This window comes from Cyclobacterium sp. SYSU L10401 (assembly GCF_010993705.1).
Lineage (GTDB): Bacteria > Bacteroidota > Bacteroidia > Cytophagales > Cyclobacteriaceae > Cyclobacterium.
This window is the reverse complement of record NZ_WOFO01000003.1, coordinates 705,830-718,872: the sequence shown is the minus strand read 5'-3', so window position 1 is coordinate 718,872 and position 13,043 is coordinate 705,830. Positions and strand designations below refer to the sequence as shown.

8 protein-coding genes are annotated in these 13,043 nt (G+C 41.0%); 5 read left to right on the top strand and 3 right to left on the bottom strand.

The window, feature by feature from the left end; all coding sequences use genetic code 11:
* Positions 1–677: 677 nt before the first annotated feature.
* The 3 genes from GL182_RS10805 to GL182_RS10795 all read right to left on the bottom strand — a co-directional run bounded on the left by GL182_RS10805 (position 678) and on the right by GL182_RS10795 (position 6,572).
* On the bottom strand, positions 678–2,771 hold the full coding sequence (locus GL182_RS10805; RefSeq protein WP_163379656.1) for a hypothetical protein: 2,094 nt from the start codon (positions 2,769–2,771) through the stop codon (positions 678–680).
* A 190-nt stretch (positions 2,772–2,961) separates the two neighbouring features.
* On the bottom strand, positions 2,962–5,145 hold the full coding sequence (locus GL182_RS10800) for a molybdopterin-dependent oxidoreductase (protein ID WP_163379655.1): 2,184 nt from the start codon (positions 5,143–5,145) through the stop codon (positions 2,962–2,964).
* Positions 5,146–5,426: 281 nt separating this feature from the next.
* Positions 5,427–6,572, bottom strand: coding sequence for a serine hydrolase domain-containing protein (locus GL182_RS10795; RefSeq protein WP_163379654.1), 1,146 nt, complete (start codon positions 6,570–6,572; stop codon positions 5,427–5,429).
* A 622-nt stretch (positions 6,573–7,194) separates the two neighbouring features.
* Between GL182_RS10795 and GL182_RS10790 the strand changes: the two genes are divergently transcribed.
* The 5 genes from GL182_RS10790 (at position 7,195) to GL182_RS10770 (ending at position 12,867) form a co-directional block, all read left to right on the top strand.
* A complete protein-coding gene (locus tag GL182_RS10790; RefSeq protein ID WP_163379653.1) occupies positions 7,195–8,370 on the top strand; it encodes an HlyD family secretion protein in 1,176 nt (391 codons plus the stop codon).
* Positions 8,371–8,382: 12 nt separating this feature from the next.
* On the top strand, positions 8,383–10,545 hold the full coding sequence (locus tag GL182_RS10785; protein WP_163379652.1) for a peptidase domain-containing ABC transporter: 2,163 nt from the start codon (positions 8,383–8,385) through the stop codon (positions 10,543–10,545).
* Positions 10,546–10,969: 424 nt separating this feature from the next.
* The gene (locus GL182_RS10780; RefSeq protein ID WP_163379651.1) at positions 10,970–11,167 is read left to right on the top strand and encodes a class IIb bacteriocin, lactobin A/cerein 7B family; all 198 of its coding nucleotides are present in this window, start codon (positions 10,970–10,972) and stop codon (positions 11,165–11,167) included.
* Between the two features lie 21 nt (positions 11,168–11,188).
* Complete coding sequence (locus tag GL182_RS10775) at positions 11,189–11,365, top strand: hypothetical protein (RefSeq protein WP_163379650.1); 177 nt, start codon at positions 11,189–11,191, stop codon at positions 11,363–11,365.
* Between the two features lie 800 nt (positions 11,366–12,165).
* On the top strand, positions 12,166–12,867 hold the full coding sequence (locus GL182_RS10770; protein WP_163379649.1) for a CPBP family intramembrane glutamic endopeptidase: 702 nt from the start codon (positions 12,166–12,168) through the stop codon (positions 12,865–12,867).
* The last annotated feature ends 176 nt before the right edge of the window (positions 12,868–13,043 follow it).

Genomic DNA, 13,043 nt, shown 5'->3' with positions numbered 1-13,043 from the left:
GAGGGGGAACGTAAGCGACCTATCGATCCTATTCCCATTTCCGGATGCACATGCGCCTCCGCTCCGGTTCAGATCGCTTCGCTGAGCTCGCGATGACGGTAAGTGTCGTCACTGCGAGGGTGCAGCCCTAAATCCGGTCGAATGGACCAAAATGCCCCGGCACCCGCGGCAGTCTGAGGGGGAACGTAAGCGACCTATCGATCCTATTCCCATTTCCGGATGCACATGCGCCTCCGCTCCGGTTCAGATCGCTTCGCTGAGCTCGCGATGACGGTAGGTTTCGTTACTGCGAGACTTAACATTTTTTAAAACGCAGAAATCGGGATGACGATGTAGGTTTTTTAATACATTGATTTACTGGTTTTTAATCAAAAACGAAACCGTAAATTCCCCGTACCCGAAATCCCCCTTAAAAAGGGGGACAGAGGGGGATTTTTTTTCGAAAGCATTCCTTTCATCCGAGCTTTGAGAAACTTGTAATTCAGTTGAGAAATCCCATATTCATTTTGTCAAGGGATCTGATGCGATTTTGAATTGTAGCTGATCCAACTAACATGACCCGGGCTATCGGTTTATCATGTAAGATTGCGCATGAGCAAAGGACCGCAGACGAAATCCCCCTTTAAAGAAAGGGGGACACAGGGGGATTTTTTTCGGAGACTTCAGATTGACCAGCTTTACCGCGCAATGTATTTCCCTTTCCTGAAAGCGGCCACTATCCTTCTGTCGGCTGTTCGGCAAGTATTGGGGTAATCCTGAAAATACAAACAATCCGGAACCCCGTCCCGGAAGGATATTTTCACGGTATATTGTTGGCGGCCAAAAAAACCTTCAAACTGGTAGCTGGCAGACATGTTACTGGGGCGATTCTGGCTGTCCCTGGCCGTGATGCTGACGTTCTCGACACTGTTGCGGATAAACTTGTTTACGGCCCAGCTTTTCGAATTTTCTAAAATCAGGTCTTCTATAAGTATTTTGAAGTTTTGGGGCCGGCTATAATCCACTTCCCTGGCAGCCATATCGCCCGACAGGTTTAGAGGAGCCTGGTTATTGGCAAAGCGGATCAGGTTTTCCTCAAATCTCTTCATGGCCTTATTGCCACAGCCATTTAACCTGAAGAGTTCTGCCAGATCTGCTTTCATGGACAGGGCATCTCCTACCATACTTGTCATGGCTTGCATGCCTTCCCCATTGGCGAACTGCGTCAGCATTTTCCCCAAGTGCTTGAAGGTATCCCGGTCCAGGATGCTTTGTACCACAGAATGGGCCTGGTATACATTGGGATCGGCATATAATCCGGTAGGTACCTTGACCCAATCTACACAATAGCGACTGACTTCCACCCCAAATCCATTGGTAGTGACGGATTCTGTTTTGCACTGGTCTTCATAGATCTGGACCCGGTTGTCAGGCAGGTTGGAGGAGCAGGTGCGCGCATAATGATACATGTATTCCGAAATCAATGTTCCAAAATTCATGTCGTCCCTGTTGAAGGGAATGTCTACAAAATTGCCCTTAAAAATATTTAGAAACAGGGCAGCATGTTGCAAGCCATTGGTGTTGAAATCAAAACCCAGTTGTCTCATGGCTTCGGCCTCGGCCAGTAACCGATCCCTTTCGGCTTGTTCCTGCTGGCGTTTGATGGCTTCTTTCCTGGCTATTTCACGGCGGATGTTTTCCTGCCGGATTTCTTCCTTCCGATCTGCCATAATCTGATACAAACCACTTACTTCCAGGTTGTCCGAATATTGGATATGGGAAAGGTAAAAAGACTCCAGTTGTTCCAGGTCACCTGCACTTTGAGCCGATTGGATTTTGCCCAACAATTCGCTTTTTCCCTTGGTGACCAAAGCCACTTTGGTGGCTATGATTTCCTGATTTGCTTTTCTTACCTGAGGAGCATTAAAAACCTTCTGGTACTTGTTGTTAAAGGATTCAAAAAAGGCGTTCAGTTCTCTTATCTGCATGGAAGGCAAAGCCTTCAGATCTGCAGGTACGCAAGCATCCAGGATTTGGCTGACTTTACTTTGGATTTCCCCATCTACCTTCTTTTTGTCAGACTCATGGAGATAGGAATAATACCTGCCATTATCAGCAACAAATGAAAGCAGGGGATTAAGGGAAGAAAAACCATTATCAAGTATACTGACTTTGGCTAAGGCATAGCCTATTTGCTCATCGGCTATTTTCTCCATGTGTTGGCTGATCAGCCTTGTAAGAGAAGTCATTTCAGCAGGCATCAGCAAATGGGCATACCGGGCCTTCAGGGATCTGTCCCAATCAAGCAGGAAATCAAAGTCAGGAGATCCTTTTTCCTCTTTTAGTTTCTTTTCCAGGGCGGCAGTTTCTTTTCGGATATTTCTCAGTTCGCCTGCCTTTGCCTTGACCACTTCATAGCTGAAGTCCCGCATATTATTGGCACTGATATTTCTGTTTTTCCCCAATGCATTTTCAGCAGGGGCAGAGAATTCAAATAAGTTTCCGGGAATGGTACTGCTGCAGCCGGCAAAATACCCCGCTTTGACGATGTATTCCAGCTTTTTTTTCGATACTTCCGCTATGCTTTTTTTGAATACAGGTACAAAATATTTGTCCGAATACAAGTTGTAAATGATGCGCTTCATCTCTTCAGCACTGGCCTGGTTCATATCTACTCCCGGGTAATCCAGGCTGACCTGCTCTACCCACTTTACGATTTTCTTTGGACACTGTGCGGCTAGGGGTAGGCAATTAATTGCCAAAATTAAAAATAGAATACATGGAATTTTCATCAGGTGTTCGTTTAAAGGGCTGGAAAAGAGCAGAAAACAACTGAATAAAAATAAAATAGTTTTCCGGTAAAATAAAATAGAATGGATGTTTTCTTTTGAAAATCACCCATTAAGGTGATTTTCGATGCATTTTAGAAACAAAATTTTTTGTGCTGATGCATAAATTTCTTTCGACCAGGCCATTGATTTTTTACCCAAAACGGATGACCTCAACCCAGCAATCCTGTAGGGCAGCACCCCCTCCAAAGTCTGACAAACGATCATTTGTTAACGCATTGGATGTTGCGTTTCCCTTTACAAAAGAGGGCCAGTATCCATGAGGCATAAGGACCACACCGGCACGTATGCGGTTTCTAATCCTTGCTTTTAGCAGCACTGTCCCATATTGATTTTGTGCTTTGACCTCATCTCCATCGGAGATATTCCGGCTTTGGGCATCCTCCATACTCATATCAAGGGTGGGAAACCCTTCATTCTCTATAAGGTGTTTAACATTAGCATGTGACGAATTGTGGAAACCTTTGGTGGCTTTAACGGTAAGGAGCTGAAGGGGGTATTGTGCCAGGTTTTCAGGAGAAGTGGATTTATAGGCAGGTAAGGCTTGTCCGGAACTTTCCATAGAAGCACTATAGAACTCACATTTGCCCGAACTTGTACCGAAATTACCTGTTGCATGAGGTAAAAAAGGATCTGGAATTTTAAGTCTCGCCCAGCCATGTTCCTTCAAATAGTCAAAGGTGATGCCTTTCATATAGGGATGATCCGTATCGAAAAACGATTGGGCGATTTCAATGTCTGACTCATTAAAACAGGCGTCATTGAAACCGTACTCCTTTGCTAACAACCTGAAAAACTCACTGTTTGGCCTGGCCTCTCCAAGGGGCTCGATGGCCGGTTGGTTGAGATTTAAATAAACCTGCCCCCATGAATCAGCCACATCCCAGTGCTCTAGCTGTGTGGTGGCAGGGAATATATAATCAGCATATTTAGCCGTATCCGTCACAAAATGTTCTACCACTACCGTAAGAAGATCGTCTCTTTTCAGCCCCTCACGAATCAGGTTCTGATTCGGTATGGTTACCACAGGATTTGCATTGAACACAAATAATGTCTTTATCGCAGGGTTGAGATCAACGTCATTCAGCATACTCCCCAGCTGAACCATATTAATCCATCGGGTTTCTTTTTCCGCAAGTTCGGTATACATATTCAGCCGTCCATAGTTCAACGCTTTGCCAAACAGCTCGTAGGTAAAATGCATCAGGCCACCTCCATGTTCCCGCCAGGCTCCGGTAAGTGAGGGAAGCATACCCACAGACCTGAAAGCATCACCACCATTGAAATTGTGTTCCATCCCTACCAGGTAACGGATAAGAGAAGGTTTTGCTCTTGCATATTCCCGTGCAAAGTCCACCACCAGGTGTTCTTCAATCCCACAAATCCCTGCTACGGTAGTAGGATCATACTTCTCTACATGCTTTTTCAAAGCTTCATAGCCCAACGTGAAGTTTTCGATGTATTCGTCGTCGGTAAGCTCCTCCTTGATGATAACATGCATCATGCCCAGGGCAAGGGCAACATCAGTTCCCGGCATTAGCTGGATATGTTGGTCTGCTTCCATTGCAGTTGCGGATCTAAAGGGGTCAATCACTATGATTTTGGCTCCCCGACTTCTGGCCTCCAGAACAAATGGCCACAAATGTACATTGGAATGTTTGGTATTGGTACCCCAGAGAATAATGTAGCGGCTGTGAACAATGTCTTCAGGGAGAATACCCATGACCTGGCCATTTGCCATCATGTTGCCTGTAATGGCTGGGGCACCACAGATCGTTTCCGACAAATTAGAGGCCCCAAGCTTTGTAAAAAAACGGTTGCTCATGGCGCCTTTTTGAATCAGTCCCTGGGTACCCATATAACCAAAAGGAAGTACCGATTCTCCACCATGCCTGGCCACAGAAAGTTTTAATTTTTCGGCGACTTCTTTTATGGCCTGTTCCCAGCTGATTTTTTCGAATTTTCCTTCTCCTTTAAGGCCTGTTCTTTTCAAGGGGCTTAAAATACGATCGGGATGGAAAGTGATGTCCTGAGGAAAGGTTTCCATTTTATCACATAATTTTCCAGCCGTAAAGGGATTTTCCTTATCGCCAGCAAAACCCCTGATTTCTCCATTCTCTACGGTCACTTCCCAGCTACAGGAATCAGGACAGTCATGATAACAGGCACCATGAATGGTTTTTGCACTGGACTTTTTACAACCCGAAAAAGCCAATAAGGAGAGGGGTAGGCCCTGTGCCAACTGAACACCAGAATATCCCTTTATGCCAAGACCAATAAATTTCCTTCGGGAGAATTTTTTATTCTTTTCGGACATTTTTATAACGGTTTGATGTGTAAAATAACCTGCCTACCGCATTACCAGGTAGGAGTAAAAGGCTGAGCAGTAAAACAATAGGGAATTTAATCTAATTAAAAAAGTTGACAGTTACAATACAATGGTCGTTTACTCCTGCTTTTGATCTCCCGATATCCGACCAGTTAAACACACAAGGGCTGGGGTGATTTATTTGAATGGAGGACGCAAATGCACGAAGGATTGGTTTATTTGGTTTCCATTTTTCGTACCAATATTCTCCAAAAGCATTTATCACCTTTCTAATATCCGTTCACAGACTGCTTCAACAATGCCATAAATTCGCCCATTTTACTGTCATCCATCCATCGGGTTACCACCACCAGGTCATGCTCCTGGTCAATCACAATATAGTTTCCGCCAAAACCAGCGGCATAGTAAATTTCGGGAGATACTGCTTTCCATCTGTTGCTGGTATTGATCCACCACATATAGCCATAATCCTGATTGGCGGTGGAAGGTTGATGGGCGGCAGCTACCCATTCTTCGGACAGTAATTGTTGGTCCTTCCATTTGCCCTTTCTTAAAAAGAGCAGTCCAAACCTGGCCTGGTCGATGGCGCTGATAAAAACGCCGCCGCCGTGATGGCCGCCACCACTCACGGATTGCATCATCAATCCATCCACATTTACAAAGGAGTTTTCATACCCATACCACCGCCAGTTGCTGGAAGCACCAATGGGGTCCATGATTTTTTCTTTGAGTACCACAGGCAAAGGTTTTCTCCACACCTGAAGTAAAGCATAGGCGAGAAGATTAACCCGCACATCATTGTATTTAAATACCGTTCCCGGTTCGTTGAGTTTCCTGTTTTTCCAATCATGGATGGTTCCTTCTACTGGCGGCCGGTCCGCCCAGTCATGCAAACCGAAAAGCGTACCGCTCCAGTCAGAAGACTGGGTCAACAAATGCTCCCAACTGATTTTAGAATTATGTGGGCCGTCAAAATGCCCCTCCCAGACATGGTTTTTTACAGGTTCGCTTACGCCTTTAATCCATCCCTCGTCTATGGCCAGGCCTGCCGTGGTAGAAAGGAAGCTTTTGGTTACACTAAAAGTCATGTCGACCCGCTGAATGTCTCCCCATTGGGCCACGATATATCCGTTTTTCAGGATCACTCCGGCCGGACCGCCCCTTTCTTTCATGGGACCCAATATTTTATAATCCGGCTCCCGGGCATAGGATTTCAAATTGGCGATCCGCAAATCCCTTTCCACTTTATTTTCATGGGTCAACGCAAATTTCACCGCACTGTCCAAGAGTGCAGCGTTCATTTCCATCTCTTCGGCAGACTTTACCTGCCAGTCGGTGCCGGGGAAGTAGGGTGTCTGGGCATAAGTAAAAGAGAGACATAAACTAAAAAGACAGCTGAGGAATGCGTTTTTCATGGGCTTGATTTATTGGGAAATGGACGGATTATTTTCTACTGATTTGGTCTTATTGAAATTCACAAATCCCTTGAAATGTTTGACCACCTAATCTAAATAAAAAACATCACATTTCCTCTTTGCTGGTTGAAGAGGGGATTTGGGGTTTATGAAGTGGAAGAGGATATGAATTTTAGATTTCTAATAACAACTACACAATCTATCTATTAAAATAATAATTTTATTTTTCACATCATTAACATAATATATCGATAAAAATGCTTTTTTAATTAGAAGAAAAAAAAATTAATTTTATAAATATGCTAGCTTATATGCTATGGGAAAAATTTTGTATAAAAAAAATTAAAAAGAAATTTGGTTTATTTTTATTTTATGATTAAAATTAAATGGCCCTTATTTTTGAATTATTATAATTACAAGCAGGATATTTGGTTTTTAAGGGTTATCGAAACAAACAATATATTTAAGAAATGATGTGTCTTCGCGCTTTTAATGGAATGTCATTTCCATCTTGAAGGTAAGATTGGGCAGATTGGGGGAATGACCTGTTAAAGGAGGAATTGAATTCCATTGTAAATTCAAGATTTTGTTCTTTTGGTCATTTGTCCACCACATTTAAATCATGAATTCCAGGATTTTCCCTTCGGCTATTGCCAATCATAGCGTTGAGGTTTTTGATGCTCATATTGGTGTTCGCTCCCAGGCCATTTACCTCATTATTTTGACCCTTTTGATGTTTTCCTGCCTGGCGCTTTTTTTTGTAAAAGTGGATGTTGCCGTGCAATCCAGGGGTTCCTTTAAGTCAGCTTTACAGCGGAACCCGCTGATAAGTGCTGTAGGAGGAAGGTTGGAAAAATGGAACCTTTCCGAAAACCAGAAAGTAAAGCAGGGTGAGGTATTGGCCGTTATCAGAAAAGAGGCTCTGGACCTGGAAATGCAAGGTGTGCGGGAGCGACTTTACCTCCTGGAGGATTTAATTTCAGACCTAAGGTCATTGTTAAGCGCAGATTTAGTCGGCGCCCAAATTCAAGCTATCCGGCTTCGTACGCATTATTTTCAAGCTTCCCTGCTGGAGTACCAGACGCAATTTAATAATCAATCTGCTGCAGTTCAGAAGTTGGAGCGTGACTACGAAAGAGCCAAAATTCTATTGAACAGTCAATCACTGGCTTTTGCGGATTTTGACGAGGTAGAAGTGAAGTTCAAACAGGCCAGCTCTCAATTGGAATTGATCCAAAAACAGAAAATTCAAAGTTGGGAACAGGAGTTGAATGATTTCAAGAATGAAAGGATCAAGCTGAGCAATCAGTTGAAGTTGTATGCATCACAAATGGATCAATACAACATTCTGGCGGGCACCAATGGTACTTTGATCAATGTGCTTAACCTGAACGAAGGTGATTTTATTCATCCACATCAAAAGTTGGCCGAAATCTCTCCGGATACCACTTTGCTGGCGGTTACGTATATTTCGCCAGTTGATATTGCTTTTATCCAAAAGGGACAAGAAGTGAGTTTTCAGGTGGATGCCTATAATTACAACCAATGGGGGATTGCGGAAGGCAAGGTGTGGGACATTGCCGATGATCTGACATTACTGAATGAGAAAGAAGTGGGCTATTTAGTCACCTGTCTTATGGAACGTTCATATTTGACACTTTCCAGTGGGGCCGTAGGTCAAATCAAAAAAGGAATGACCTTTAATGCCCGTTTTGTGGTGGCAAGGCGTTCCTTGTCTCAGTTGGTATACGATAAGGTGGATAATTGGATAAACCCTTTTGTCAGCAAACACCCCTAAGCGGGATGCGATATGAGTATAAAGATCAAACAGCGAGATATCACCGACTGTGGTGCCTCCTGTCTGGCTTCGGTAGCTTCCTACTACAAGTTGGAAATGCCGGTGGCAAAAATCAGGCAAATGGCTTCTACCGACCAAAAGGGAACCAATGTGTTGGGATTGATTGAAGCCGCCACAAAAATGGGTTTTTCTGCAAAGGGTGTGCGCGGAGAATTTGAGGCCTTGAAAGAGCTGCCCATGCCTGTAATCGCTCATGTAGTGGTCAAAAAGGTACTTCACCATTTTGTGGTTTTGTACAAGGTGGGTGAACAAACGGTGACCTATATGGACCCAGCTGACGGGCAATTTCATAAAATCAGCCATCATGATTTTAAAAATTCCTGGACCGGAGTACTGGTGCTTTTAATGCCCAATGATGACTTTAGATCTGTTAACCAAAGAGTAAGCAACTGGAGCAGGTTCTGGTTATTGATGCGCCCGCACCGAGGGGTGATGTTTCAATCCCTATTAGGAGCGATGATCTATACCCTCCTGGGCTTGTCCACTTCCATATATGTGCAGAAAATCATCGACCACGTGTTTATCGGAAGAAATACCAACCTACTCAACCTGCTGTCAGTAACCATGATTGTTTTGTTGTTGTTGCAAATCACCATTGGGGTTTTTAAAACCCTTTTCGTGTTAAAGGTGGGGCAGCGCATCGATGCCAGACTGATTTTGGGGTATTACAAACACCTATTGACGCTACCTCAACGCTTTTTTGATACCATGAGAGTAGGGGAGATCATCTCCCGCATCAACGATGCTGTGAAAATTCGAGCATTTATCAATGATGTTTCCATAGGCCTGATAGTGAATGTCTTCATCGTCCTTTTCTCCTTTGCATTGATGTTTACCTTTTACTGGAAGCTGGCATTGGTGATGCTATTGGTTATTCCACTGTATGCGCTGATTTATGGCATCACCAACCAACTCAATAAAAAAATTGAACGAAGGCTTTTGGAAGAATCGGCTGAGTTGGAATCCCAACTGGTAGAATCCATTACGGCTGCCGGAACGATAAAAAGGTTTGGTGCCGAAGAACATGCGAATATCAAGACGGAAATCCGATTTGTATCCCTACTACGTACCGTGTACAAATCAGGTACGAGCTCCATTTTTTCAGGCACTTCTGCAGAAGCCGTTTCCAGTTTGTTTACCATTATCCTCCTTTGGGTAGGGGTTGGGTATGTGTTGAGGAATGACATAACCCCTGGGGAGCTGATGGCTTTTTATGCCTTGACGGGTTATTTGACCGGCCCCATATCAGAGCTTATTGGCATGAACAAAACGATTCAAAATGCCCTGATTGCAGCAGACCGCTTATTCGAGATCATGGATTTGGAAGTTGAAAGTGCAGAGGAGACCTTCCCTCTAAATAAGGAAGAAGCAGGAAATATTATTTTTAAAAATGTAAGCTTTCGATATGGCTCCAGAACCAATGTCTTCGAAGGCCTTAATCTTGATTTCCCAAAAGGCAAAATCTCCGGAGTAGTAGGGGAGAGTGGCTCGGGTAAAAGCACCCTGGTGGCCTTATTGCAAAACCTATATCCCCTGCAATCAGGACAAATTTATATTGGAAAGCATAATATCAAGTACATTAACCATACGAGCCTTCGGCAATTGGTCTCCGTGGTGCCGCAACGCATTGATCTTTTTGCCGGAAATATCCTGGAAAACATTGCTTTGGGAGACTACCAACCGGATATGCAACGTATCGTCAACATTTGCAACAAGTTGGGCATGATGGATTTTATAGAAACCCTTCCCAATGGATTTGGGACGTATCTGGGAGAAAACGGAGCCGTTTTGTCGGGTGGGCAGAAACAGCGCATAGCCATTGCCAGGGCGCTGTACCGTGATCCTGCCATCTTGATCCTGGATGAGGCCACTGCATCATTGGATTCTGAATCAGAGCAGTTTGTACGCAATACAATACGCATACTGGCAAGGGAGGGAAAAACCATACTTTTCATTACCCATAGACTAGCAGCCGTTCAGGAAATGGACCGGATTTTTGTCCTGGATAAAGGGCAACTTATAGAAGAAGGCACCCATGAAGAACTTCTGGGCAAGGAAGGCAAATATTACAAAATGGTAAAGAAACAGTGTTTGGTAGTGAATTTAACGAGTTAAACCAGATAGATTATGGAATTTATTAGACAGATTGAGCGATTTCAGCTATTGAATAAGCTGGTAAAGGAACAACGCACAGGGAGTCCTAATGATATGGCAAAAAAGATGGGGATAAGTAAAAGGCAATTGTACGTGTATCTCGAATACCTAAAGGATTTGGGAGTTGAAATTTCTTTCTCGAGAAAATTAAATAGTTTCATTTATAAGGGGAATACTAAAATTTGTATTGATCTGAGATTTGAGATACTTAAAGTATCAGAGAATTGACAAATAATCAACGAAAACTTGATGAATGTTATTTTATTGCATTGATCAGAGTTAAATTAGAGTGAAATTGAAGAGAAAATAGCTTCTAACATATATAGGAAGGATTAAAACGTTAAAAAATTTAGTGTAATATTTAAATTTGATTAAAATTATGAAAATGTTAAAAGAACTAAGTTTAGAAGAATTAAAAGAGGTTAATGGGGGAGAACCAATTTCAATTGCCATAGGACTATTTGCTTTAGCGATAGCGGTCGGTTCTGTAGGTGTATATCTTTATAATAATTCTGGGGATATTGCAAGAGGTTTTAGGGATGGAAGGAAAGGAAATTATAATCCACCAGTATCTTGTAGGTAACTACAATTAAATTATTATCTTATGAAAGAATTAACTAATAAAGAATGTTTATCAATCATGGGAGGTGATCCCTTCTTATATGATGTATTCTATTTAGCTGGTATGGTTTTTCAATCAAGTTTAGAAAGTGGAAAGAAAGCTAGAAGAACACCGGGAACGAATAGCTACATGATTACTCTAAAAATGGGAGGCCTTTAGTATATTGTAGTTAATTGCCAATATCTGTGATTAAATGATAAGTTTAAATTGGACTAAGATGATAAATAATGATAATAAGTATAAAATTGGGTTCTATGTACTTTTAATTTTTTCTATTTTGGTTTTATTAGTTCAATTATATAATGCTATTAAACCAATTAGCTATTAGAATTGTATTGGGTTTAGCTGAATGTAATTTATAGAGCTGTTTCCCATTGATACCAATTTGTCGGGGGTATTAAAGCTACAATTTCCCCTCCATGGGGTTTTATGGAATACACTTTATTTGGATTAATATGGTTTGTTTTTAGGTGGAAATTACAAGGCTGATTAATTATTTATCGATCAGCAGAATGGTGATGGATATTTTTTATTTCTTTGTATGAAGATTAAAAATAGAATACTGTTAATTAATTTTATTATTATATTTTTGATGATTTTATTTCAAAAAGATGTCTCCTATTATCTCCAACAAAATGTGGCTATTTTTTCTGTTGCTATTGTGTGTTCGTTTCTTTATTCAATATTTATATTTTTTGCTGGTGCTTCAAATGTTCTTGTATACATCGCTCCAATTATATGTTTATTTTTAGGGAACTATATTTTTTGGGTTGAATCGAGTTATATTAAATTAAATGATCTTATATTTGGTATAATAATAGGAGTATTTCTATATGTTTTAGAAGTAGTAATGTGCAAGATATTTTCATTATAACTTTAGGAGTTTATCCCAATTCAAAGACTAGGTTAATTTTATATATTATTATTATATTGATGATTTCTATTGAAGAAAATGAATAATGCTTGAAATCCTTTCAATATTAAGTCTTATACTGATTTTTATATTTTCAATTCGAGCTTTTTATATTTTTTACAATAACAAGGTAGAACTAAGAGAAATAGCCGGAATTTATTTTCTCGAAAGTTTAACCTATAATCTATATTTTTTTATTTTAATTTTTATTTTGTTTTATTTTATCATCTTGTTAAATATATATAATGGTTATATTGTTTTAAATTTTACCAATAATTATAAAATAATATTTTCACACATTCCGAAATATTTATCCATAGCAATAGTAGAAGAATTTATTTTTAGAATTTTACTTTTTGCAAGCCTCATCCATTATATTTCCAATAAAAATGCGTTAATATTTTTTACTTCTGTTCTTTTTAGCTTATACCATTTCCCAACAAATGGTGTCTATTTTGTAAGTTACTTCTTGGCAGGTATCATGTATGGGTATTCATTTGTAAAATTTCAATTCATACTCATTCCGACAGGTATTCATTTCTCTTGGAATTTTATACAAGGTGCTATTTTTGGTTTCCCTGTTTCTGGAATCCAATCTGAAGGATTTCTGAATATAAGCATTATACCCGATGAAATTTATAATGGCGGTAGTCAGGGGCCGGAGGGTAGCCTTTTTGGAATCATGATCCGATTAGCCATTATACTCCTGATATATTTCCTCCCTTCGAAACAAACAATCAATTTCTAAAATACGCTAATGATTTTAAAGGGTAAATAGTTTTGGCTAAAGCCAGGGATTATGCTATTCCAATTTTAAGAATGGGCTATTTCCTATTGAAGAGTATCCATTTGGAATCAGAATTCTTATAATCAATTGCCCACTGCTTTAGCTGTGGGCATGTTGGGTTTTTAAGGCAAATTGGC